The organism is Arcobacter sp. YIC-80 (assembly GCF_044841725.1).
GTDB lineage: Bacteria > Campylobacterota > Campylobacteria > Campylobacterales > Arcobacteraceae > Arcobacter_B.
In genome coordinates this window covers 38020-63198 of the sequence record NZ_JBJBSI010000001.1, presented here as the reverse complement: position 1 = coordinate 63198, position 25179 = coordinate 38020, and the positions used below count along the sequence as shown (strand labels likewise).

The following is a 25179-nucleotide window of genomic DNA, read 5'->3' as shown; positions in this document are numbered from 1 at the left end:
TTTACTCCTCACCATCTTTTGGATTTTTAAACTTTGAAATTGCTGCATGTGCTGCTATACCAATACCAGTCACTGTTAATAATCCAACTCCAACTTTATCAGCAGTTGCATCTGCACCTAGTCCTTTAAATACTGTGTCATATAATCTGTTTGCAACAGGCTCTTCAAATGGTCCCATAGTATCCCAAAAATCAGGCTCACTACATCCAATACATCCGTGACCAGCTTGAATAGGCCATGATATATGAGAGTTAAACTTATTTTTTGAACAGTTATTAAAAGTATAAGGTCCTTTACAACCTACTTTATAAAGACAATAACCTTTTTTTGCACCCTCATCACCGAACTCTTCTACAAATTCACCTGCATCAAAATGACCTCTTCTTTCACATAAATCATGGATTCTTTGCCCATAAGCCCATTTTGGTCTATTGTAAGCGTCAAGAGCAGGAAGTGTTCCATATAAAATATAATGAAGTAAAGTCCCTACAATATTCTTCTCACTAGGAGGACAACCAGGTACATTAATCACAGTTTTATCTGTAACTTTTGATAAACCAACAGCTCCTGTTGGATTTGGAATAGCAGCTTGAACACCACCATAAGAAGAACATGTCCCAATAGCAAAAATTGCTGCAGCGTTATTAGATGCATCAATAGCACTTTGTTCACCTGTTTTACCATGTCCACCAATAGTTAAAAATGAAGCACTATCCCCTGATGGAATACCACCCTCAACCATTAAAATATATTGACCCTTATATTTTTCAATTGCATGCTCTAAATTGTGTTCTGCTTGCCAACCAGCACTTGCCATTAATGTTTCATGATATTCAAGTGAAATATAATCAAAAATTAATGAATCAATAGTAGGAGCATCTGTTCTAAGTAAAGATTCTGAACAGCCAGTACATTCAGCCATGTGAAGCCAAATAATAGGTAATCTATCAGATAATTTAGCAGCTTTTGCAACAAGTGGAGTAAACGAAGCAGGAAGAGCTAACATAGCAGTAATTGCAGTTGCCCATTTCATAAAATCTCTTCTTGACACACCTTTTTCATCTAAGTGTGTAGAGATTGATTTATCCTCTTTTAGTTTTGGTAGTTTTTCTAAATCTAACAATCTATTAGATAGTTTTTCAAATAGTTTTTTAGTATCCAAAATATGTCCTTTAAATCTTATGAATGACTATTCATTTATTATTTAAAGAATTCTATACTAATGAAGGTTAAAGTTCCTTGACCAAAATCAATAAAATGAATGATTATTCATAAAATTTAGAAATTTGCCTTTTTGGGGGCATTTTAGTGACATTTTTAAAAGTTTTTTATATTAATCCAATAAAGAATCAAAATAATTAAATTGATTTCTATATTGGTATTTTTATTTCTAACATAGCCTAAAAAATATTTAGGCTATTGTTTTTTAGTAGTCTAAAGGATACTCTTTAGGAAGAATGAAGTTATAGTTTTTACTTAGATTTTTGTGAGTTTTTGAAAGTAATATAGAGTTTGAAAACATATTCCCAGTCATTACTACATCTTTTGCTTTTATCTCTTTTGCTACTTCATCTACATAATTACAGATAAATTCACTAAGACTTTCATAAAATGAATATACTAAAGTTGCATTATCTACATCTGCCATTTTATAAGACATTATAGATTGAACTATTCTTCTATAATCAAGATAGTTTATACCTTCTATATTTACCAGTTTCATATCTATTTGAATTCCACTTTTTATGCTAATATTTAAAGCTGTATCTTCAAACTCTTTTGCTCCACCTTTCATACCCAAAGCTTTTGCACACATATTTATAATAGATTCAAATCCATGAGCATTTTTATCTACACTCATATCTTCAAAATATGTAGAGAATTTCTTTTTATAATTTAAAACCAGTCTTTCACAAAACTCATCTATTTCAATTATTTCTTCTAAACAGTGTTCAAAAGAGTTTATTATATTTGGTATTGCTATTACTTCTTTTAAACCTTTTGTTGGAAGATTCATCAAAATAGCACTTTTATTTGAATTAACTGAAAAATAAACCCCAACACTAGGAACTAATCTTTTATTATATTGAGCTAATGAGGCTTTATAAACACCACCATTTTCATCAAAATACTCTTTTGATGAGTTAAACTTTTTATTTGCTATATAATCAAACTTAGGAAAAAGTCCTTTATCTCCATGAATAATAATATTCTCTTCATTAAAATAAGTAACCTTTAACCCATCTTGATAAACATCATCATTTACATATAAAACATGAGAAATATCTTTTTGTTTTAGAGCTTGTGCAAATAAAACTGTTTCTTTATCATCTGGAATTTTCGCATATATAAAGTTTGTAGAAGAGTATTCATTTTCTTTATTTTGTAAAAGTTTAAATTTTAGTTTTACTAAAGGTCTTTCAATAGAGCATAAAAGTTGTAAATCTTTTGCACTTACATCAAATAAATCTGTAATTTTATTTATATCTGTAATTAAAAGTTTTACTTCATGACCTTTTTGTTCAAAATCTTCTCTTATTGTTTTATTTGGTAAAAATAAATCTTTTAGTCCATTGTGTGTTTCAAATCTTGAAATTTCACCTTTTGAGATTTTTACTATATCATTTAAAAAATCGATATTATTGTTTTCTATTATATTTTTAATAGCATCATTTGTTAAAAGGGTAAGGTTTTGTTTTACTTCCTTGCATTCAAGTTCTTCAAGACTTTCATCAAAATCTTCTATTACATAAGATTTACCTAAAAAAATTGAAACAGGAAGTTTCTTTTCTAATAAAGCAAAAAAACTCTCAATATTCTCTGCACTTTCCTCAAGTTTTAAAATTATAAAACCTTTATATTGTTTGCATACTGCATTTACATTTGCTTCTTTTATTAATTTATTTATTATATATTTAAAGTATGAGTTAGTTGTATTAAATTCTATTTTATATATTAGTTGCATATCTTATATCTTCTTCATTTGGGATTCTACTTAAATGTTCACCATTATAACTACCTATCATACTTTTTACAATATCAGGAATGGCTATATTATTTACTTTTTTTGCTTTTATACCAAGAGATTCTATTTCTTTTACTGCATTTAAAATAAACTCTTCAAATCTATTTTCAATAGTTTTAGTTAAACCAATTCCAACACTTATAATATCTTCTGGAATTATTCCTAAAATAGTTACTTTTGCATGAGAGTCTAAAACAGATACGATTTCAAGCATTTCTACTATTTCTACTTCATGGGCTGTTTTTCTATAGTTTCCCATCCCTAAAAGTACATCAGATGGTATTCTATATATTTCACCTGCATTTTCTTCAATAGATACAGTATCTAAAATGATAACATTTTCATATTCTTGGAAATATGACATTAGCTTAAATCCTAATGTACCCCCATCTATAATTTCAATATCTCCATCAAACTCATAGTTTTGTTTTAAAAATTCAGAAGCATAAATACCAACGCCTTCATCTTTAAAAAGCATATTCCCTACGCCTACTACTATATTTTTTTTCATTTTATAACTCCATGCTATCAAATTTATATCTCTTTTATAAGCACTAATTCTTACTGCTTATAAAAAAGATAAAAACAGGAGATTAATCCTGTTTTTTCTCTTCTTTTTTATCTTCTTCTTTGTCTTCAACAAACTTATGTCCACTAAATACAATACCAATATCACCCTCTCTCCAGAAAATAGTTCTCCAAATTTGGTAATAAATATGACACATAACCCACATTAAGATTAAATACATTGTAGTATGATGAGCGATTCTAACTCCCATATTTCCACCAAATACATATAGTGTCCAATCAGTAGCAAAATGCAACATCCAAGGCCACCAAGCACCAATAGAACTATGTCCAGAGGCTAGTCCATGTACATATAACTGTAAACCTGTTAAAAGCATAAATACTAGTAAAATATGAAAAAGTGTAAAAAACATAATGTTATAAGAATCACTATGTGTTGAATCAAACTTTTTTCTTCTATTAAATGTAATTAAATTAAAAAATACTTCACAAAACTCAATAAAGTTTTTCTTAGTTGGTAAAATCTTTTTATATGGCTTTTCAAACCTAGAGAAAAGATATAAATAACCTATTAAAATTGCTGTTACATCAAAAATAATAGCAGCAATAAAATGCCCCCATCTATTCCAAGCCATTACATACTTATCCACAGCAGGATCAGCAATAAATGTTTGATAATATGGGTAACCTATATATAACCCGGTTGCAACTGCAACAATCATACATACAGCATTCATCCAGTGAATCGTACGCATGATTGGAGTCATTCTCTCAACCCGTTTCATTTTAGGCACAGCTAGTTCCTCCTATTGGGTCCACTTTATAAACACCTAACTCTTTACCTTTTGAATCTATAATATGTACAGCACAAGCAATACAAGGATCAAAACTATGAACTGTTCTTAAAATCTCTAAAGGTTGATCAGGGTTTGCAACTTTTGTTCCAACTAGTGAAGCTTCATAAGCTCCAAGTCTTCCTTTATAATCTCTTGGTGCAGCATTCCATGTTGAAGGTACTACAGCTTGATAATTAACTACTTTACCATCTTTGATTTTAACCCAATGACCTAAACCACCCCTTGGAGCTTCTGACATACCAAAACCTTGTGCATCAGCTGAAACATCATCAAAATCAAATTCAGTCCATGTCGATAAATCACCCATAGCAACATTTTTAGCTAATTCATCAACCCATTCCATCATTACATCAGCCATAAGTTCTGTTTCAATTGCTCTTGCTGCTGTTCTTCCTACTGTTGAGAATAATACTTTTGTTGGTAAGTTTCCATTTTTTAAGAAAGTAGTTACATATTTAGAGATTCTTTCATCACCTTTAGCAACCCCAACTATCATTCTAGCAAGTGGCCCTACTTCCATTCTTTCATCATCATATAATGGTGATTTAATCCAAGAATATTTGTTTTCTGTATCTAAATAAGCAATATTATCTTCTTTTCTACCAAAACCAGTGTAATTTGGCTTAGTTTCTCCATCATAAGGATGTAAGTTTGTAGTACCTTCATACCAAGCATGAGTAACATCTTCTGTAATTTTCTCTTGATTTACTTCATATACTTTCGATAAATCTTTATTTTTAACAATACCTGATGGGAAAAGTTTTGAAGACTCATAAAATGGTAAATCATCTAAGTTAAAGTCTCCATAAGTCATGAAGTTACCTAAACCTCCACCAATTCCTTCAAGTGCTTCATCAGCATACATTGTTCCAGCCATATAAACATCTGGTAAATAAGCTTGTTTTGTAAATTTTCTACCAAGTTTTAAAATCTGTTTAAACTCAGCAATTCTTGCAGGGTTCTTAATATCTTGAACACAAGTTACTCCACCTACAACTAATGACTGTGGATGTGGATTTTTTCCACCAAAAATAGCCATCATTTTTCCTAAATCTCTTTGAATTTCAAGTGCATCAAGATAGTGAGATAAACCAATTAAATTTTGTTCAGGAGTAAGTTTAAAACCTTTAGAACCCCAGTAAGCGTTTCCAAAGATACCAAGTCTACCTTGTTTTACATACTTTGTAACTCTTTCTTGAACTGCTTTATAGTTATCTTCACTAGCATTCCATGGCTTTTGACCTGAAACATTTGCCCATTTTTGAGCTTCTTGTACTGTTTTTTTAGGATCAGCTTCAAGCGCTTTTGTAATATCAACCCAATCAAGTGCATGTAAATGATAGAAATGCACAATATGATCATGAACATATAAAGCACCTTGAATTAAGTTTCTCACTAACCTTGCATTTTTTGGAATAGTTACATTAAAAGCATGTTCAACTGCTTCAATACTTCTTTGGTAGTGTGTACCTGTACAAACACCGCAAATTCTCATAGCAAGTAAACCACAATCTCTTGGATCTCTTCCTTTTAAAATCTCTTCAATTCCTCTAAACATTGTAGAAGAAGAATAAGCATCAGTTACAACATTGTTTTCATCTATAATTGCCTCAATTCTAAGATGTCCTTCAATTCTTGTAATTGGATCAATTACTAAGTGTTTTTTTGCCATTATTTTTCTTCCCCTTCTTCACCTGATTTTTTACCCGCAACTGCTGAAGCAACTGCATGAACACCAATACCAACAGTAGTAGCTGTTAATAGCCCAAGACCAAACTCATCAACTGTTTTTTCAACTCCACCCGTAGGAGCTTTTATATTTGCATTTGCCATTGGTCTTTCATAAGCATATTTATCCCAAAAATCTGGTTCTGAACAACCAATACAACCACGCCCTACACCAATAGGCCAGTTGGCACCTTCGTTATATCGGATGATAGAACAGTTGTTAAATGTCATTGGGCCTTTACAACCAACTTTATATAAACACCAGTTATTTTCAGCACCAACATCTCCCCATTCTTCTACAAATTCACCTGCATCAAAATGTGCTCTTCTTTCACAGTTATCATGAATTCTATATCCAAATGCAAATTTTGGTCTAAGTAATGAATCCAACTCAGGAACTTGACCTGTTAAAACATAATGTAAAATAACCCCAACCATATTTGCAGGATTTGCAGGACAGGCAGGAATATTTACAATAGGCTTACCTTTTACTAAATCCATCACACCAACTGCACCAGTTGGATTTGGAGCTGCTGCTGGAATACCTCCAAATGTAGCACAAGTACCAACAGCTACAACTGCTGCTGCGTCTTTTGACATTCTTTGTAAGTGATCATGGAAAGTCTCACCCATTGCACCAATAGTTCCATATTTTCCATCATTTGCCATAGGAATAGCACCTTCAACAAATAATAAATATTTACCTTTAAAATGATGAACAGCTTCTTCAAGTTGCTTATCTGCATCATGTCCAGCTGCTGCTTGTAATGCCTCATGAAATTCCAAAGAGATTACATCAAAAAGTAAATCATCAACTGTAGGAGCCGAACTTCTAAGTAATGCCTCAGAATTTCCAGCACAGTCTTGAAGTTCAATCCAAACAACAGGAACTCTATTCATAAGCTCTGTTGCTTCTGCCACTAAAGGTGTAAACATAGGAGGTAACATAAGTGTAGCAGTCGTAGCACTTGCCCACTTCATGAAATCCCTTCTATTTACACCTTCACTCTCAATAACATCCATCATATCAATATCTTTAAGTGGCTCTTGAGCTCTTAAAGCTGATAATCTTCCTTTAGCTTTCTCAAATAAAGAGTTATAATATTCTTCACCCTTATTTGTTTCCACTCTACCTGACTTTTGGGTAAAAACTTTTTTTACCATTTCTGCAGAATCAATCATACACTCCCCTTTAAAAAATGAATATTCATTTACTATTGTAAAACTAACACTATGAAACTTATTGTTTACTTAATAATATTTATTGTTTTCTAGCATTAAAATAGCTTTTAGTTTATGTTTTTAGAGGAAAAAGGCAAGGAGTAACCATCTTGTGGTTATTTGTTGAATGATTATTCATATATTAGTTAATCAATTTTTCATTTATAATTTAATTATTATTTATTTAATATTTTTAATTTTGTATAAAAAAGTAACAGTTATTTAGTGAGTAGTACAAACAGAGCAAACATCAAAACTTCTAAGCACTATCTTTGCTATATCAAGTGAAGGTGAGCCAATAATAGCTCTTTGAGCCACACCCTCTTCATCTTTTATCTGTGGTCCCAAATTCCAAACTGTTGGAGTAATTACATCATATTTTTTAATAATACCTTTTTCCAAAGAAATATTGTGATAAAGAGAACCTCTACAAGCTTCCACAACTGATTTAGCACTAGCATTTTGTATATCTTTTAATGATATTTTTGGTTTTATATATGATTCTTCACTTATATCAACTTGTTTTATTAACTGTTTTGTACTTTGTAAAAGGCGTGCTATTTCATCTACTCTTGCCATTACTCTTGTGAAAACAGAATCCTTATATGATTTATGTAACTGACTAATAAACTGATTATTTGAAACCAAAGATCTTGATAAAGGCCCTGTTTCATAGAACATTAAGTCATAAGTAACAGCTTTAGACCAAGTGTGCTTTTGATTATCTTTTATATCATTTTCTATGCTAAAAGTTCTTTGTGTATTTTCTTTTATTTTAGTTAAATCAAGTTTATCTGTAAGTCTTTGTCTTAATCTTCCTCTTTTGGAAACTGATGAGTCACTTAAAGCTATATGTCTATCATAAGATGTACCATATTTTTGAAGTGAATATTCAAAACTTAAGTTTGTAAAATATTTTAAATCTCCATTTAAAAGATTTAAATCATCAACACTACTAAAAGATAAATATTTATCAAAACTAACTCCTGAAATAGAGTTTTCAAAAAAATAAGTAGCTGAATCTAAATAATTAATCATAGAAGTTAAATCAAGAAGAGTTGGATCACTTACAACTCCACCTGGTATCATATATGAAGTATGTGGCCATTGCCCTCCAAGAATTGCTAAAGCTTTGATAGTTTCACTTGCTACTTTACAAGCTTCAAGCCATCTTTGACCTTTAAGTGGAGTATATTGGTCTAAATCTTTTTCTTTTAGTTTTATCACATCAGGTAAAATAAACATATAAAACCATTTTATATGAGAATCTAAGATTTCTATATTTAAACCTATTTGTCTTAATATTTTTGCTTTATTTGTAATAACTAATTCTTCATTTATATCTTTATAAATATTCTCTAAGGCTTCTACTGTAGCTTTTAAGTGAGCTTGCCCACATATACCACAAATTCTTGGAGTATAAATAAGTGCATCAAGAGCAGGTTTTTCTTCTAATATATACTCAAACCCTCTAAAATTTAAAAAGTCAATCTGAACATCTTTTACAATATTATCTTCCCAAGTACAATTAAGTCTTGCTTCACCTTCTATTCGTTCAACTATATCTATTGTTTTCAAAATTAGTCCATTAGTTTTTTATTTAATCTATCTATTTTAAAAGTTTTAGCAACACCTGTTATTGAAAGATATGCTCTTTTAGGAATTCCAAGTGGTACTTCAAGTGGTATTCCAATGTTTTTCTTTGTTTCAAGCATATTATCTCTTGGAAAATCCTTTTCAGTACAACCAATACATGGCATTCCAGCTCTTGTTTTAGAACTAACATCATTCCATAAAATCTTATTACATGAGCTATGTGTCATAGGACCACGACAACCTTGATCATAAAATAAACATCCCTCTTTTTGCCCAAAACTTCCTTCAACTTTCCACTCAAAATATTCATTTCTTGTACAACCATGATGAGCTAAATTACTATAAAGTTCAATTGGTCTTTTCTCACTATCTAATGTAATTTTCTCAAAATTGTTTAAAGTAAAAAGTGTTTGAAGTATCCATTCAGGATGTACAGGACAACCTGTAAGGTTTACTATTTCATGTTTTAAATTTTTATACTTAATTTTATTTATAATATTTTCAACACCTAAAATACTATTATCTTTTTCAAATTTTTTATGTACTCCTCCATAAGAAGCACATGAACCTACACTTATAATATATTTTGCTTTACTTGATAGATTTTCTAATATTTGTTTTGTTGAGCTTTTATTAATTGAATAGTACTTATCATCTGAGCTTATAGCTCCTTCAACTAATAAAAAATCAATATTTTCAAGACTTAAAACATCATCTAAACTCATATCAATAGTAAGAGAAGGATGATAAATGAGATTAAAGCTATTTAAGAATAGCTCTAATCTTGAAGAATTTGCACTAAGAAGTGAGTGGGTATTGCCATTACAAGTGATAGCTTGAAACCATACAATTGTAGGTTTATTACTCTTCATACTTTAAGGCTCTGTATATATTATCAGCAATTGCATCTGAATATTCTAATAAATCCTTATCAAGTACAGCCTCTCCACTTAAAAAAGCAAAACCACCTAAACAACCCATAATCATAGCAAAGGCAGGGAAAAAATCTTGTTCTCTAAACTCTTTATTTTGAGCTCCTTCATCTAAAAGAATCATAACTTCTGTTACAAACTCTCCAACACATAAAAAACCTTCACAACCTTGCTTGAATACTTCTCTATTTGATAAATAAACTCTTAAAAAGTATTCTACTACCTCAGGTGAGTTTTTTACACTTTCAAAATATCTTTGTACAAAAAGATATACCTTTTCTTTAGAAGTTATATCCATTTGGTTTATCTGTCTTAACTGTGCTGCAAGAATATTAGTAGAATATTTAATGGCATATTTTGCTAACTCTTCTTTTGAAGAAAAGTAGTTATACATATTTCCAACACTCATTTTCATAGCTTTCGCAATATCAGGAATTGTTGTATTATAAAAACCTTTTTGAGAAAAAAGTTTTAATGAATTTTCAATAATATTATTTTTTTTAGTCTCTTTTGAACTAGATATGATAAATCCTTAAAATTGTTTTGTTAATAATACACTATTTCTAATTAATAGTGAATGAGTTTTTATCATACAAATATATAAATATAATATCTCATTTAAGATTAGATTTTTATTCGATTTTTTTTTAATATTATTTATTTAAATAAATTAAGGGTATAAAAATGAAGAAGAATTCAAGTTTTTCAAGAAATCTATTATTTACGATTATGTTAATAATATTTGTTTCATCTGGAATAAGTACTTATCTAATACAAGATAAATCTTTTACAAGTAGTGAAAAAAGTGCAAAAGATTATCTTACAAGTTTAGCTGAAATAAATGCTTATAAATCTAAAGAGGATTTAAATAAGGCTGTTGTTATATCGCATAGTTTTGCTGCTAGTTTAGAAACTTTTTTAAATCAAAATCAAAATTATACAAAACAAGATATTATTGAATTAATCAAAAAGATTCTTATCAAAAATTCAAGTGTATTTGGGATTTGGGTAGAAATAAACTCAGGAGTTTTATTTAAGAATTCACCATTATTAGCTAACAAAAATGGTCATGATAAAGACGGGAGATTTGCTCCTTTTATTGTAAAAACTGGTGATAAAATTGATATTTTACCTGGCGCTGATGAGAATTATCCAAATAGAACATGGGTAACAGGTTCAAAAAAAACAGGAAAAGAGTATATAACTGAGCCTTATTTTTATCCTGTTAACGGAATAAAAACATTAATTACTGCGGTATCTGTTCCCTTATATTTTAAAGGAGAATTTATAGGAACAGTAGGTGTAGATATTGCACTAAAAAAAATGTCTAATAGTATAAAAAATATTAAGATTTTCAATAATGGATATGCTAGTTTAATAACACAAAATGGAACAATTGTAGGATATCCAGATACTGATGTTTTAGGTAAAAAAATATCCACTATTACGAAAAATACAAAACTACTAGAATTATCTAAAAAAATTTCACAAAATAAAAAAGCTGTTTTTAGAGAAATTGATGAAAGAAATAATTTCATGTCAGAATTTATAATGGTACCTTTTGAAATTGCTAATAGTGATATTAAATGGGGTTTAACTATTTCAGTTCCTACAGAAGAATATTTAGTTGATGCTATAGCTATAAAATGGTTTGCCATCATTACAGGTATTATTAGTTTTATTCTAATTACAATCACACTAATATTAAAAACTAAGACATTAAATAATAATTTGCTTCTTATTTCAAATGGATTAGATTCTTTTTTCAAATATCTAAATAAAGAAGTAAATTCCACAAAAAAAATTAAAATCAATACAAATGATGAATTTGGGAAAATGGCAAATCAAATAAATCAAAACGTTTCTATTATTCAAAAAAATATAGATCAAGATATAAATCTAATTCAAGAAGTAAAAAATGTAGTTGAAAATGTAAAAGAAGGTAAAATCAAGCAAACAATAAAAGAATCAACTCAAAATGAAAATTTAGAAGAGCTTAAAAATATTATAAATGAAATGCTTAAAATAATGTCAAAAAATGTTGGAGAAGATTTAAATAGAATTTTAAAGGTTTTAGACTCATACAATAATTTAGATTTTACTGAAAAAATACAAACCCCAACGGGAAAGATAGAGAAAGGCTTAAATACTTTTTATAATATTATTAATAAAATGTTAGACGAAAATAAAAATACTGGTATAAATCTTTCAAATAGTAGTAAGATTCTACTTGAAAATGTAAATCTTTTAAACACAAACTCAAATGAATCTGCAGTTGCATTAGAAGAAACAGCAGCATCATTAGAAGAAATTACAAGTAATATTTCACATAATACAAACAACGTAATAAAAATGGCGAACTATGCAAAAGAGCTAAATAATTCAGCAAATGAAGGTAAACAGTTAGCTGAGAATACTACAATAGCAATGAATAAAATAGATGATGAAGTAAGTGCAATAAATGAAGCAATAACTGTAATTGATCAAATAGCATTCCAAACAAATATTTTATCACTAAACGCAGCAGTAGAAGCAGCAACAGCTGGTGAAGCTGGAAAAGGTTTTGCTGTTGTTGCACAAGAAGTAAGAAATTTAGCTTCAAGAAGTGCTGAAGCTGCAAATGAGATAAAACAATTAGTTGAATCTGCTACTACTAAAGCTAATGAAGGTAAGCAAATTGCAAAAGATATGATAAATGGATATTTAGGTTTAGATAATAATATATCAAAAACAATTGAATTAATAAATGACGTTGAAAATGCTACAAAAGAACAACAAGTTGGAATTGAACAAATTAACGATGCAATTAATTCACTAGATTCTAAAACTCAACAAAATGCAAATATTTCAAATAAAACAAATGATATAGCTAATAAAACAAATAAAATTGCGGAAAATATTGTTCAAAATACAGATGAAATGAAATTTTCAAGTAAATAAGGCAGAATTGGGAGCATTAAAAAATCTGTGTCAATCTGATAAAATAAAAGAATTGACACAGTTATTTTACACTCTCTTTATAGTCTCTTTAAAATCTTGTTTTGAAACAATTTTATACTTAATATTCATAAATTCAAATTCTAAACAATAAGCATGAAGCATCAATCTATGTGCTTTTGTAAAGTCATTTATTTCTTCTTGACTCATACTTTTTTTAAGAATTTTATCACAAATTTTTTCATCTATTCCATATATAGGGTCTCCGATTATTCTATGACCTATTGAATCTAAATGTACTCTAATTTGATGTTGTCTTCCAGTTATGGGAATAGCTTCTATTAATGTAATATCTTTTTCTTGATTATAAAAAATAGGTTTTATTTTTGTTAAAGACTCTTTGCCTTTATTGGATGTTACCATTTTTAATTTTATTAAACCTTTACTATTAGTTATTTTACTATCTATATTTAAAGACTCTTTTATTTTTCCTTCTACGTAAGCTAAATATTTCTTATCATATTTTTTTTCTTCAAACATACTGTTTAAAACCATTTGACTATATGGATTTTTAGAAACTAAAACCAAACCTGAGGTTTGAGCATCTATTCTATGAACTAAAGATGCTTCTTTTCCTAAGTAAAATTGAATTTCATCAAGTAAAGTATACTCACTATCAATAGCACTAGGATGAACTTTTATACCAGAAGGTTTATCAAAAATAGCAAAATGAAAAGTTTCAAATAAAGGTTTTAATCCTCTACTTTGTGGTTCAAAAACATATACACTTATATAACCCTCTTTTACTAATTCGTTTTTTTGTACTCTTTTGTTTTTATCATTAAAAATTTTTCCTTTTGATACTAGACTATTAATAGTATTTTTATCTAAATTTGTATTTTTTGATAAAAACTCTTCTATTTTCATACTCTTTGAAACATTAATTTTTTTTAATATATAGGGCAAATAAAACCTTTTTATTTTTTGAAATTATACACTATAAAAATAAAATTTAAAATAGCTTTATAACAGAGTAGTTATGTTAGTATTTTAATAATTTTATTTTTAAAGGCAAATGTTGAAGAATATAGATATTATATTTTTTTTATTAACATTTTTTTTAATGTCTGTAACTTTATTACCATTACTTAAGCATAGACATTGGACTGTAAGACTTTGGGAGTTTCCTAGATTAAACTTTATTGTTTTTGCTTTTTTATTATTAAGTTTAGAAATCATTTTTTTAGATTTATCGGAAATATTTTCTATATTTTTAATTGGCATTACTTTTTTTATTTTATTATATCAGTCCATACAAATTATTCCTTACACTATTTTTTATCCTAAAGAAGTGGAAGATATAAAAGAAAGAAATAATCCAATAGATATAATGACAGCAAATGTATTAATGCACAATAAAAATGTAGAAGGATTTATAGAACTTGTAAATAAATATAATCCCGATATTATTATCACATTAGAAACAAATACTTGGTGGGAAAAAAAGTTAAGTATACTGGAACAAGAATACACATATAATGTAAAATGTCCCTTAGAAAATCTTTATGGTATGCACCTTTATTCAAAGTTTAAAATAGAGTGTTCAGAAATAAAATATTTAGTTGAAGATAAAGTACCTTCAATACATACTAAAATACAATTACCTTCAAAGCAAAAAATCAAAGCACATTTTTTACACCCTAAACCTCCAAGTCCAACTGAAAATGAAAAATCAACAAATAGAGATATTGAACTAATTATGTTAGCAAAAAGTCTAAAAGAAAAAGAGTTGCCAACTATTGTTACAGGGGATTTAAATGATGTAGCTTGGTCAAAATCTACTAAAACCTTCAAAGAAATTAGTAAACTCTTAGATCCAAGAGTAGGAAGAGGTATCTATAGCACATATAATGCAAAATACTGGTTTTTTAGATGGCCTTTAGATCATCTTTTTCATAGTAGTCATTTTAAAGTAAATAAAATACAAAGATTACCCTATTATGGTTCTGATCATTTTGCTATATTAACAAGTTTAGATCTATGTGAAACTCAAGAAAAAAAATAAACCAATAAATATAGGAGATAAAATGAATATAGATAAAAAATATATAAAATATATCCCAATTATTACAAGTTTTATTTTTATGATACTAATGATAATTTTATATTTTATAAATGATAGTTTTAAGAATAATATAAATGAATTATGGGAAGTTTTTAATACAGGAAATAAAGAAGAAATTTCAAATCATATAAAATCTTATGGTATTTGGGGTGCTGTTATTCTAATACTAATCATGGTCTTTCAACTATTCCTAGTTATCTTTCCATCTTGGCTTCCTATGATAATAGCTGCCTTAGTTTATGGTTTTATACCTTCTGTTCTAATAAGCTTAACAGGGGTATTTTTAGCTTCAACTCTAGCTTATGTTATAGGAAGCTCACTTAGTGAAAATACTCTAAAAAAATATATTAGTGAAAAAAGTTTTGATAAATTAGACTTTTGGGTAAATAACTATGGTTTTTTTAGTGTAGTTATTTTTAGAATATCACCATTTTTATCAAACGATGGAGTAAGTTTAATAGCAGGTGTTTTAGGTATGAAGTACTTAAAATTTATTTCTGCAACCATTCTTGGAATAGCCCCCTTAGCTATAGCTATTTCATTTTTTTCTAGTAATATTGATGAATTAAAAGAAGGTTTATATTATATAAGTGCTTTAGGGATATTAATTTATGCTGTGTTTATATATTTTGATTATAAGAAAAGAAGAACTAAATAAAAAATATTTAATATCTTTAAAATAAACAAAGAGGATATTTCCTCTTTGTTTTAATTTAAGATTATCTTGAAGTAACTAATGTAGTTAAGTGATCTTTAGATACTTGATTGAAGTTTAAGTATTTGTAAACTCCATCTTTATTTTTTTCAGTAATTTTTTTAGGTACAATTTCCATATACTCTTCTTTAGATGGAAGTCTTCCTAGAAGTGCTGTAACTGCTGCAACTTCTGCTGATCCTAAGTAAACCTGAGAACCTTTTCCTAGTCTGTTATCAAAGTTTCTTGTAGATGTAGAGAATACTGCTGCACCCTCTGAAACTTGTGCTTGGTTACCCATACATAAAGAACATCCTGGAATTTCAATTCTTGCACCTGCTGCTGCAAATGTAGCGTAGTACCCTTCTTCTGTTAATTGAGCTTCATCCATTTTTGTTGGTGGTGCAACCCATAATTTAGTAGGAACTTCACCCTCACCTTTAAGAACTTCACCAAGAGCTCTGAATAATCCGATGTTAGTCATACAAGAACCAACGAATACTTCGTCAATTTTGTGGATTCTGTTTTCATCAGCTAAGATGTTTGTTAAAGTATCAACGTCATCTGGATCATTAGGACAAGCTAAAATTGGTTCAGTAATTTCATTTAAGTCAATTTCAATTACTGCTGCATATTCTGCATCTTCATCTGGTTGTAATAACTCAGGGTTCTTTAACCATTCTTTCATTTTGTCAGCTCTTCTTTGAAGAGTTCTAGCGTCTTCATAACCTTCTTCAATCATTTTTTCAATTAAAGCAATATTTGACTCTAAATACTCAATGATTGGTTCTTTATCTAATTGAACAGAACAAGCTGCTGCTGATCTTTCTGCTGCTGAATCTGATAATTCAAATGCTTGCTCAACTTTAAGATCTGGTAATCCAGCAATCTCAATAATTTTACCAGCAAAGATGTTCTTTTTATTTTTCTTAGGAACAGTTAATAATCCATCTTGAATAGCTTGGTAAGGAATAGCATTTACTAAATCTCTTAAAGTAATTCCTGGTTGCATTTCACCTTTGAATTTAACTAATACAGACTCTGGCATAGTTAATGGCATCATACCTGTAACACCTGCAAATGCAATAAGACCAGAACCAGCTGGGAATGAAATACCAATTGGGAATCTTGTATGAGAATCTCCACCAGTTCCAACTGTATCAGGTAAACATAATCTATTTAACCATGAGTGAATAACACCGTCACCTGGCTTAAGTGTAACACCACCTCTTGAATTGATAAAATCTGGTAATGTATGTCTTAATTTAATATCTGCTGGTTTTGGGTAAGCAGCAGTGTGACAGAACGATTGCATAACCATATCAGCACCAAAAGATAATGCTGCAAGTTCTTTAATCTCATCTCTTGTCATTGGTCCAGTTGTATCTTGAGATCCAACAGTTGTAGCGATTGGCTCAACGTACATACCAGGTTTAACACCTTCAATACCACAAGCTTTACCAACCATTTTTTGTGCTTGAGAGAATCCTTTACCATTATCAGCTGGTTGCTGTGGAGCTAAGAATAAATCAGATGCACCTAATCCTAATGTTTCTCTAGCTTTTGCAGTTAAACCTTTACCAATAATTAAAGGAATTCTACCACCTGCTCTCATTTCATCAGTCATAGTATTTGGAGCTAAGTTAAATTCAGAAACAACTTCTCCATTCTTTTCGATTACACCCGCATAAGGCTTAACAACAATTTCATCACCAGTTTCTAAATTATCAACTGGAGCTTCAATTGGTAAACATCCTGAATCTTCTGCTGTATTGAAGAAAATTGGAGCAATAATAGAACCAATTACAACACCACCTGTTCTTTTATTAGGAACACCTGGAATATCTCTACCCATGTGCCATTGAACAGAGTTGATTCCTGATTTTCTTGAAGATCCAGTACCAACAACATCACCAACATAAGCTAAAGGGTTACCTTTTTCTTTTAGTTCTTTCATTGTATCTAATGGATTTTCCATTCTTGATTGTAACATTGCAGTTGCATGTAATGGAATATCAGATCTTGTAAATGCAACAGTTGCAGGAGATAAATCATCTGTATTTGTTTCACCAGGAATTTTGTAAACAGTTAATTTAATTTCTTCTTCTAAAGCTGGCTTGTTAGTGAACCACTCACCATTTGCCCATGATTCAATAACTTCTTTAGCTTTTGCATTTCCAGCATCCATTAAATCTTTTACATCATTGAATGCATCGTATACTAAAATTGTATTTTTTAATTGCTCAGCAGCAGATTCAGCTACTTCTTCAACTTTTAAAGCTTCAACTAATGGAGATACGTTGTATCCACCCATCATCGTTCCTAAAATTTCAATAGCATCAGCTTTTGAAATTACAGAACATGAAACATTTCCTTGAACAACGTCATTTAAAAATGCAGCTTTAACATAAGCAGCGTCATCAACACCTGGGTTAATTTTATTTTTGAAAAGTTCTAAACAGTACTCTGCTTCCTCAACAGAATCTGCTTTTAGTAATTCTACTAATTCAGCAGTTTGCTCAGCAGTTAAAGCTAATGGAGGTAATCCACCTTCATTAAGTCTTTCTTGTGTGTGTGCTTTGTAATCAGCTAATAAACTCATATATTTATCTCCTATTTGATTTAAAAAGTTTAAAATATTATAACATAAACGAAAAAATAAGTATGTACAAAAATTGTAAACTATTGTACAAGTTTTAATTTATGTAAATAAAAGTTACAAAAAGAGCTATGTTTAAGCTATTCTATCAAACTATTACTATAGAAAATTAGTATTTAAGGGCAATAAGAAGAGTTTATTAAAGCTATTTTAGTAAATTTATTAACTTTTCTTAAATTTCTTTAAATTCAACTTTTTATTGATATGTACAATTTTTGTGCTAGATTTAAGTAAAAATTAAAAAACAAGAATTTCTATTATTTTAAGTATTTAAGACTATAATTTTACTAAAATTAATTATAATAGGAAAATTTTTGATTAATAAATTACAAAATAAACTACATAACGAGATACCACTAACTAAGCTTATGAATATTGAAATTGAGAGTTATAGTGAAAAAGAATTAATTACAAAAGCTCCATTGGATATAAATATAAATGATAAAGGAACTGCCTTTGGTGGAAGTTTAAGTACTATGACAATCATCTCTTCGTGGAGTATGTGTTGGTTACTTTCACAGGAATTAAATATTGATAGTAAAAATATTGTTGTTATAAAAAATGAGAACTCTTATAGAAAACCTGTAACAAAAAACATCTCTTGTCATACAATTAAACCTTCAAAAGAAGAGATTAAAAAACTTGAAAATAAAATAAAACAAAAAGGTAGTGCTTCTATAAAAATAAACTCTTCAATAATTGAAGATAATGAAGTTTGCGTAGATTTTGAGGGTATTTATGTGATTAAAGTGTAAGATTTCTCTTACACTTTAGCTTTTATCATCTCTTGGGGTCTTACATACTTATCAAATTCATCATAAGTTAAAATACCTAAATTCATAGCTTCTTCTTTTAGTGAAGTCCCATTTTTATGTGCTGTTTTAGCTATAAGAGCTGCTTTTTCATATCCTATATAAGGGTTTAAAGCTGTAACTAACATCAAAGATTCATTTAAATATTTTTCAATATTAAATTTATTTGCTTCGATACCAACTGCACATTTATCATTAAATGCCAACATTGTATCACTTAATAATCTAATTGATTGAATAATATTTAAAGCAATTACTGGTTTAAATACATTTAACTCAAAGTTACCTTGTGAAGCAGCAACACTTACAGTTGTGTGATTTCCCATAACTTGAACAGCAACCATTGTCATGGCTTCACTTTGAGTTGGGTTTACTTTACCTGGCATAATTGAACTTCCAGGTTCATTTTCAGGAATACTAATCTCACCGATTCCACATCTAGGTCCAGAAGAAAGCCATCTAATATCATTTGCTATTTTCATAAGATTTGAAGCAAGAGCATTTAAAACTCCACTTAATACTACTTCTCCATCATGTGCTGTTAAAGCATGAAATTTATTTGGATGAGATTTAAACTTATATTCTGTATTTGTTAAATCATTTAGAACTTCTGCAACCATTGGAGAAAAATCTGGATGTGAGTTAAGTCCTGTTCCTACAGCTGTACCACCAATAGCAAGTTCAACTATGTATTTCATAGAATCATCTATTTGTAATAAAGCTTTATCAAGCATATCTACATAAGCTGATATTTCTTGTCCTAAAGTAAGTGGAGTTGCATCTTGTAAATGAGTTCTTCCTATTTTTACAACATCTTCGAACTCTTTTACTTTATTCTCAAAGGTAGCCTTTAACTTATTTATAGATGGAATTAATCTTTTTTGTATCTCTAAAACAAAAGCAATTCTCATAGCAGTTGGATAAGTGTCATTTGAACTTTGACCTTTATTTACATCATCATTGGGATGAACTGGCTTTTCAACTCTAAAATCACTTCCTAAAATTTCACTAGCTCTTGAAGAGACTACTTCATTCATATTCATATTTGATTGAGTTCCTGAACCTGTTTGCCAAACAACTAAAGGGAAATTTCCTTCAAGTTTTCCATCAATAACTTCATCACAAGCTTGTGAAATAGCATTTGTTTTCTTATCATCTAATCTTTTAAGTTTATTATTTACTATAGCACAAGCTTTTTTAAGATACGCAAACCCCTCAACTACTTCTTTTGGCATTTTTTCTTCACCAATTGGAAAATTTTCTACACTTCTTTGAGTTTGAGCTGCCCAATACTTATCATTTGGTACTTGCATTTCTCCCATCGTATCTTTTTCTACTCTATATTGCATTTACATTCCTTTTGATATAAATTTATTTATTTTTATTGAATATTTCTTTTTTCGAAATTAATTCTTGCATTTCCAAAAAATTATCTAATTTTAGAACTAATAACAATGAAACTGCTCCAACAAACAAAATACATATTAACATTATAAAAAGTAATTCCATTTTCTTACTCCTATTTTGATATCAATTATCATTATATATTATAGTTTTTTAAATTGCTCTTAATTTACTACTATTAAAAAAGTAAAATTATTTTACACCAATACTTTATTAATATCAAAATAATTATTTTAATTTTATTAATAATCTATATTACTTAATAAATAAAGATGTTTTTGTTATAATCACAAAAAAGTAGGATAAAGATATGTCAAATGTTGAAAAATTAGAAAAGATACTTAAAGAAGAGTTTATTCCTGAACTTGATGAAAGTTTACTTGAACTTGCGAATATAACTCAATCATGGAAAGCGACAAGTGATGATAAAGAAGAGTTTGAAGATTTAAAAGAAATGAAAAAGTTCTTTGATAATGTTGTAGAAGATTTAGAAAAAAATGATATAAATGAAGAAGAAGCTTTAGAAATAATCCAAGCTTTAGATGAAATGAGATTAGAAAAATAAAAGGATTTAACCTTTTATTTTCTATTAAATATAAAATTCTTAATTAATTTAAAATATGCAATTGAACTTATAAAAGAACCTGAAATAATAAAAATACAAGCCATTATAACTGCAAATGTAAACTCTCCAAAACCTAACATAACTAATAAAAGTGTTGACAAAAGTGGAGTAAAATATGAAATTGAACCCAATAACTTTATATCTGCATTTTTAACTCCATAATCCCATAAGTAAAAAGCTCCCCCAACTGGTCCTAAACCTAACATTAAAGCTCCAAAAAGTTCACTCATATTTGGAATTACTGTTGTTTCAAATATAAAATGACAAGTAGCAGAAAAAAGTGCTGTAGCTATACAAAAACCTGTTACTGCATAAGTTGGAATATGAGAAAGTGTTCTTGATATAACAGAATATAAAGACCAAGTAAATGCAGCTATTAAAGCAAATATATATCCCCACATATATTGCATATCAAAATTAAAACTACCATCTTTTGATACTAAAAAAAATGCTCCTATTAAACCTAAACAGGCTCCTAATATATGATACCATTTAAGCCTTTCATTTGGTAAAAAAGCTGAAAAAACTACAATTAATAAAGGCCATAAATAATTTAACAAATTTGCTTCTACTGCTGGTGCATTTTTCATGGCTAAAAAATAGAAAAAGTGATAACCAAATAAACCACAAATACCAATAATCCAGCCTTTTATAGGTATTTTAAATAATTTGTTAAAAGAAATATCTTGTTTTTTTAATAAACTTAAACCTATAAAAGAAGCAACAAAAAATGACATTGCTGTTAATTGAAACGCAGGAATATTTGTAGTCATAATAGAGAATAAACCCAATGATGCCCATAATAATATCGCAAATACTCCAAATATATTACCTCTTTTTACTTCCATATTACCTCATTATTAAATAAAATTTTTTAGCAAGAATTGTACAACTTTCTTGTTTAATAATTGTTTTCTTAAAAAATAATAAAAAATTTATATTAAAAAAATAATTTCTATTTCTTTTTAATTTTAATGGTACAATAGTTTTAAATGTTCATTAGTGAAAGGATACACTATGGATTCAAATAATTTTAAAACATTCAGTGAGCTTTTCTCTCACATAATAAATAACTACAAAAATGAATCTTTTCTAAACTATTTAGAAAATGGTAAATACAAAAATATTTCTATTGAAACTTTTAAAAATAAAGTTATTTGTTTAAGTTTAGCAATGAAAGATTTAGGTATTAAACCTGGTGATACAGTTGCTATTTTTGCTAACTCATCTCCTTTTTGGTTAATCTTTGATTTTGCTATTCATGAAATTGGTGCTATAAGTGTTCCTATTTTTGCCAATATCTCTTCAAAAAACTTGAATTTTGAAATACAAGATGCAAATATCAAATATATCTTTATTGATAATGAAGAAAGAATAAAAGATATAGAAGATGAACATAGTGATCTTATTTTTATCACTCATAATTTTTGTATTAAAGAAGAAAGATTTTTTAATGTTGATGATATTTTAGTTATAGGACAACAAATATGTGACTCAAAAGGATTTGAACCACATAAACCAAATGAAAATGATATATTTTCTATTATTTATACAAGTGGAAATACAGGGACTCCAAAAGGTGTAATGCTTACACATAAAAATATAATCTCTCAACTTCATGATATTAATACGCTCATATCATTAAAACAAAATGAAACAGCCTTATCTCTTTTACCCTTAGCTCATATTTTTGAGAGAACTGTTATGAGTTATTATTTAAGTCGTGGTATTAGTATTTATTTTGTAGATGATATTACAAACGTAGCAAATCTTTTAAAAGTAGTTAAACCTACTATCATGACAGCTGTTCCAAGATTACTTGAAAAAATATATAATAAAATTCAAACAAATATCTCGAATAAACCTTTTATCAGTAGATTTTTAGCCTCAAAGGCTTTTGAGTATGCTCAAAATGAAAATATGAATAAAGATAGCTTTTATTTTACGATTTTCGATAAAGTTGTTTATAGTAAATTTAGAGAAATTTTTGGATTAAGACTTACTAAACTTGTAAGTGGTGGTGCTGCTCTTCCTAAAGATATTGCAGTTTTTTTCAATAATATTGGTGTACCTATTTATCAAGGTTATGGACTTACAGAGTTTTCACCAGTTATTTCTACAAACTATCCAAATAACAATAAATTAGGCTCTTCAGGAAGAGTAATTCCAAGTGCTACAATTAAGATTTCCCAAGAAGGTGAACTATTAGTAAAAGGCCCTTCTTTAATGAAAGGCTATTTAAATCAAGAAAAACTAACTAATGAAACTATTGATAATCAAGGGTGGTTACATACAGGCGATATAGCAAGAGTAGATGAACAAGGCTATTTATATATCACTAGTAGAAAAAAAGAAGTTTTTAAAACATCAACAGGAGAATATGTAGCGGCTGTGAAAATAGAACAAAAATTAGCAAAAAATAAATACATTGAGTTTGCTGTAGTAATAGCAAATAATAGAAAGTACACAACTGCCCTACTTTTTGTAGATAAGGAGATTTTTAATGAAGCAAAAAGACTAAATAAACACTTAACAATACAAGAGTATTATAATAATGAAAAAATTACTTCTGAAATAAATAATCATATAAAAGAGGTAAATAAAGACTTAAATGAGTGGGAGAAAGTAGTTCAATACAAATTAATAACAAATGATATTTCAATTGAAACAGGAGAATTAACTCCTTCAATGAAAATATGTAGAGCCTTTATTGAACAAAAGTATGAAAATGACATAAATAGTATGTATTAGGAGAGCCATCATGAAAGAAAGAATAGCAATAATAGACGGACTTAGAAGTCCTATCGCTAAAGCAAATGGCAAATTAGATTTAGTTAGTGCAGATACACTTGGAGCTATTATTACAAAAGAGCTTGTAAGTAGAAATAATCTTGATTATAAACTTTTTGATGAAGTAATAATAGGAAATGTAGCTCAACCTGCAAATGCAGCAAATATAGCAAGAGTATTAGCTATAAAAGCTGGTTTCCCTCAAAGTACTATTGCATATACAGTTCATAGAAACTGTGCTTCTGGAATGCAAGCAATTTCATCAGCTATTGAAAAAATTCATACAAATCAAGGTGATTTATACCTAGCAGGTGGAGTTGAATCTATGAGTAATATTCCACTGCTTCATAGTGACAAATTAAGAAGACTTATTACAAAACTAACTTATGCAAGAAGTTTTCAAGAAAAACTTAAAATATTAGGAAGTTTTAGACCAAGCTTTTTAAAACCTGTGATTGGATTAATATCTGGATTAACTGACCCAATTTCAGGAAAAATTATGGGTATTACAGCTGAAAACTTAGCAAATGAATTTAAAATCAGTAGATTAGCCCAAGATGAATATGCCCTAAACTCTCATCTAAAAGCTCAAAAAGCCATAGAAGATGGAGTTTTAAAAGATGAAATTCATCCTATCATGACAAAAGATGCTTCAATTATTGATGATGATGGAGTAAGATTTAATCAAAATATGCAAAGCCTTTCAAAACTAAGACCTATTTTTGATAGATTAAGTGGAACAGTTACAGCTGGAAACTCATCACAAGTATCAGATGGAGCTTGTAGTTTAATAGTTACTACTGAATCAAAAGCAAAAGAGTTAAATCTTGAACCACTTGGTTTTATAAGTGACTATTCTTATGCAGGATTAGAAGCTTCAAGAATGGGCTTAGGGCCTATTTATGCAACTAAAAAACTTTTTGATAAAACAGGAACTTCACTAAAAGATATAGATATAATAGAGTTAAATGAAGCCTTTGCAGCACAAGTAATAGCAAATTTAGAAGCTTTTAAATCAAAAAGCTTTTGTAAAAAAACTTTTGGAAGTGATGCACTTGGTGAAATTGATGAATCTATACTAAATATAAATGGTGGAGCTATAGCTCTTGGTCACCCTGTTGGAATGAGTGGTGCAAGAATAGTTTTAACTGCACTTAAAGAACTTAGAAGAAGAAAAGCTAAAAAAGCCTTAGCAACACTATGTATTGGTGGTGGACAAGGTGCAGCTTTCTTATTGGAGGTGTAA

Annotated in this window: 20 protein-coding genes and 1 pseudogene; 8 read left to right on the top strand and 13 right to left on the bottom strand. The window is 28.7% G+C overall.

The window, feature by feature from the left end; translation table 11 throughout:
• Position 1: 1 nt before the first annotated feature.
• From ACH5BK_RS00310 to ACH5BK_RS00270, 9 genes are all read right to left on the bottom strand, one after another.
• Positions 2-1162: a hydrogenase small subunit gene (locus tag ACH5BK_RS00310; protein WP_404303711.1), complete on the bottom strand. Its 1161-nt coding sequence runs from the start codon at positions 1160-1162 to the stop codon at positions 2-4.
• A 264-nt stretch (positions 1163-1426) separates the two neighbouring features.
• Positions 1427-2965, bottom strand: a complete 1539-nt coding sequence (locus ACH5BK_RS00305; RefSeq protein WP_404303709.1) for a hypothetical protein — start codon at positions 2963-2965, stop codon at positions 1427-1429.
• The gene (locus tag ACH5BK_RS00300) at positions 2949-3536 is read right to left on the bottom strand and encodes a HyaD/HybD family hydrogenase maturation endopeptidase (RefSeq protein ID WP_404303708.1); all 588 of its coding nucleotides are present in this window, start codon (positions 3534-3536) and stop codon (positions 2949-2951) included. The genes ACH5BK_RS00305 and ACH5BK_RS00300 overlap by 17 nt, the downstream gene beginning before the upstream one ends.
• An 82-nt stretch (positions 3537-3618) precedes the next feature.
• Positions 3619-4338 carry a cytochrome b/b6 domain-containing protein gene (locus ACH5BK_RS00295; protein WP_404303707.1) on the bottom strand — a complete coding sequence of 240 codons (720 nt, stop codon included), beginning with the start codon at positions 4336-4338 and terminating at the stop codon, positions 3619-3621.
• Position 4339: 1 nt separating this feature from the next.
• A complete protein-coding gene (locus ACH5BK_RS00290; protein WP_404303706.1) occupies positions 4340-6082 on the bottom strand; it encodes a nickel-dependent hydrogenase large subunit in 1743 nt (580 codons plus the stop codon).
• Positions 6082-7320, bottom strand: coding sequence for a hydrogenase small subunit (locus ACH5BK_RS00285; protein WP_404303705.1), 1239 nt, complete (start codon positions 7318-7320; stop codon positions 6082-6084). The genes ACH5BK_RS00290 and ACH5BK_RS00285 overlap by 1 nt, the downstream gene beginning before the upstream one ends.
• Positions 7321-7581: 261 nt before the next feature.
• Positions 7582-8937 (bottom strand): nickel-dependent hydrogenase large subunit, encoded by a 1356-nt coding sequence (locus tag ACH5BK_RS00280; protein WP_404303704.1) that lies wholly within the window; start codon positions 8935-8937, stop codon positions 7582-7584.
• 2 nt (positions 8938-8939) lie between these two features.
• Entirely contained in the window at positions 8940-9827 is an 888-nt protein-coding gene (locus tag ACH5BK_RS00275; protein WP_404303703.1) for a Ni/Fe hydrogenase, read from the bottom strand.
• Positions 9817-10374, bottom strand: a complete 558-nt coding sequence (locus tag ACH5BK_RS00270) for a TetR/AcrR family transcriptional regulator (protein ID WP_404304644.1) — start codon at positions 10372-10374, stop codon at positions 9817-9819. Before ACH5BK_RS00270 ends, ACH5BK_RS00275 begins: the two co-directional genes overlap by 11 nt.
• 197 nt (positions 10375-10571) lie before the next feature.
• Between ACH5BK_RS00270 and ACH5BK_RS00265 the strand changes: the two are divergent.
• Both ACH5BK_RS00265 and ACH5BK_RS00260 read left to right on the top strand, forming a co-directional pair.
• A pseudogene (locus ACH5BK_RS00265) lies at positions 10572-11204 on the top strand (cache domain-containing protein); the annotation flags it as partial.
• Positions 11205-11210: 6 nt separating this feature from the next.
• On the top strand, positions 11211-12827 hold the full coding sequence (locus ACH5BK_RS00260; protein ID WP_404304642.1) for a methyl-accepting chemotaxis protein: 1617 nt from the start codon (positions 11211-11213) through the stop codon (positions 12825-12827).
• Between the two features lie 66 nt (positions 12828-12893).
• On the opposite strand, the gene ACH5BK_RS00255 is transcribed toward ACH5BK_RS00260, so the two are convergent.
• Positions 12894-13790 carry an RluA family pseudouridine synthase gene (locus ACH5BK_RS00255; RefSeq protein WP_404303702.1) on the bottom strand — a complete coding sequence of 299 codons (897 nt, stop codon included), beginning with the start codon at positions 13788-13790 and terminating at the stop codon, positions 12894-12896.
• A 112-nt stretch (positions 13791-13902) separates the two neighbouring features.
• Here ACH5BK_RS00255 and ACH5BK_RS00250 point away from each other — a divergent pair, with 112 nt between their 5' ends.
• Positions 13903-14889 carry an endonuclease/exonuclease/phosphatase family protein gene (locus ACH5BK_RS00250; protein WP_404303701.1) on the top strand — a complete coding sequence of 329 codons (987 nt, stop codon included), beginning with the start codon at positions 13903-13905 and terminating at the stop codon, positions 14887-14889.
• 22 nt (positions 14890-14911) lie between these two features.
• The gene (locus ACH5BK_RS00245; RefSeq protein ID WP_404303700.1) at positions 14912-15607 is read left to right on the top strand and encodes a TVP38/TMEM64 family protein; all 696 of its coding nucleotides are present in this window, start codon (positions 14912-14914) and stop codon (positions 15605-15607) included.
• A 61-nt stretch (positions 15608-15668) separates the two neighbouring features.
• Here ACH5BK_RS00245 and ACH5BK_RS00240 read toward each other — a convergent pair whose 3' ends face one another.
• A complete protein-coding gene (locus ACH5BK_RS00240; protein WP_404303698.1) occupies positions 15669-18245 on the bottom strand; it encodes a bifunctional aconitate hydratase 2/2-methylisocitrate dehydratase in 2577 nt (858 codons plus the stop codon).
• A gap of 371 nt (positions 18246-18616) precedes the next feature.
• Between ACH5BK_RS00240 and ACH5BK_RS00235 the strand changes: the two genes are divergently transcribed.
• Positions 18617-19057: a YiiD C-terminal domain-containing protein gene (locus tag ACH5BK_RS00235; RefSeq protein WP_404303697.1), complete on the top strand. Its 441-nt coding sequence runs from the start codon at positions 18617-18619 to the stop codon at positions 19055-19057.
• 8 nt (positions 19058-19065) lie between these two features.
• On the opposite strand, the gene fumC is transcribed toward ACH5BK_RS00235, so the two are convergent.
• Positions 19066-20463, bottom strand: a complete 1398-nt coding sequence (gene fumC / locus ACH5BK_RS00230) for a class II fumarate hydratase (protein WP_404303696.1) — start codon at positions 20461-20463, stop codon at positions 19066-19068.
• A gap of 365 nt (positions 20464-20828) precedes the next feature.
• Here fumC and ACH5BK_RS00225 point away from each other — a divergent pair, with 365 nt between their 5' ends.
• Positions 20829-21083 carry a hypothetical protein gene (locus ACH5BK_RS00225; protein ID WP_404303695.1) on the top strand — a complete coding sequence of 85 codons (255 nt, stop codon included), beginning with the start codon at positions 20829-20831 and terminating at the stop codon, positions 21081-21083.
• A 14-nt stretch (positions 21084-21097) separates the two neighbouring features.
• Here ACH5BK_RS00225 and ACH5BK_RS00220 read toward each other — a convergent pair whose 3' ends face one another.
• Positions 21098-21991: a DMT family transporter gene (locus tag ACH5BK_RS00220; RefSeq protein ID WP_404303694.1), complete on the bottom strand. Its 894-nt coding sequence runs from the start codon at positions 21989-21991 to the stop codon at positions 21098-21100.
• A gap of 169 nt (positions 21992-22160) precedes the next feature.
• Between ACH5BK_RS00220 and ACH5BK_RS00215 the strand changes: the two genes are divergently transcribed.
• Positions 22161-23894 carry an AMP-dependent synthetase/ligase gene (locus ACH5BK_RS00215; RefSeq protein WP_404303693.1) on the top strand — a complete coding sequence of 578 codons (1734 nt, stop codon included), beginning with the start codon at positions 22161-22163 and terminating at the stop codon, positions 23892-23894.
• Between the two features lie 10 nt (positions 23895-23904).
• Positions 23905-25179 (top strand): thiolase family protein, encoded by a 1275-nt coding sequence (locus tag ACH5BK_RS00210; protein ID WP_404303692.1) that lies wholly within the window; start codon positions 23905-23907, stop codon positions 25177-25179.

What these genes read in the sequence shown, in the direction of transcription:
- ACH5BK_RS00305 (WP_404303709.1), bottom strand. Translation starts at nt 2,965, where the DNA reads ATGCAACTAATATATAAAATAGAATTTAATACAACTAACTCATACTTT.
- ACH5BK_RS00300 (WP_404303708.1), bottom strand. Translation starts at nt 3,536, where the DNA reads ATGAAAAAAAATATAGTAGTAGGCGTAGGGAATATGCTTTTTAAAGAT.
- ACH5BK_RS00295 (WP_404303707.1), bottom strand. Translation starts at nt 4,338, where the DNA reads ATGAAACGGGTTGAGAGAATGACTCCAATCATGCGTACGATTCACTGG.
- ACH5BK_RS00290 (WP_404303706.1), bottom strand. Translation starts at nt 6,082, where the DNA reads ATGGCAAAAAAACACTTAGTAATTGATCCAATTACAAGAATTGAAGGA.
- ACH5BK_RS00285 (WP_404303705.1), bottom strand. Translation starts at nt 7,320, where the DNA reads ATGATTGATTCTGCAGAAATGGTAAAAAAAGTTTTTACCCAAAAGTCA.
- ACH5BK_RS00275 (WP_404303703.1), bottom strand. Translation starts at nt 9,827, where the DNA reads ATGAAGAGTAATAAACCTACAATTGTATGGTTTCAAGCTATCACTTGT.
- ACH5BK_RS00260 (WP_404304642.1), top strand. Translation starts at nt 11,211, where the DNA reads ATGTCTAATAGTATAAAAAATATTAAGATTTTCAATAATGGATATGCT.
- ACH5BK_RS00245 (WP_404303700.1), top strand. Translation starts at nt 14,912, where the DNA reads ATGAATATAGATAAAAAATATATAAAATATATCCCAATTATTACAAGT.
- ACH5BK_RS00240 (WP_404303698.1), bottom strand. Translation starts at nt 18,245, where the DNA reads ATGAGTTTATTAGCTGATTACAAAGCACACACACAAGAAAGACTTAAT.
- fumC (WP_404303696.1), bottom strand. Translation starts at nt 20,463, where the DNA reads ATGCAATATAGAGTAGAAAAAGATACGATGGGAGAAATGCAAGTACCA.
- ACH5BK_RS00225 (WP_404303695.1), top strand. Translation starts at nt 20,829, where the DNA reads ATGTCAAATGTTGAAAAATTAGAAAAGATACTTAAAGAAGAGTTTATT.
- ACH5BK_RS00220 (WP_404303694.1), bottom strand. Translation starts at nt 21,991, where the DNA reads ATGGAAGTAAAAAGAGGTAATATATTTGGAGTATTTGCGATATTATTA.
- ACH5BK_RS00215 (WP_404303693.1), top strand. Translation starts at nt 22,161, where the DNA reads ATGGATTCAAATAATTTTAAAACATTCAGTGAGCTTTTCTCTCACATA.
- ACH5BK_RS00210 (WP_404303692.1), top strand. Translation starts at nt 23,905, where the DNA reads ATGAAAGAAAGAATAGCAATAATAGACGGACTTAGAAGTCCTATCGCT.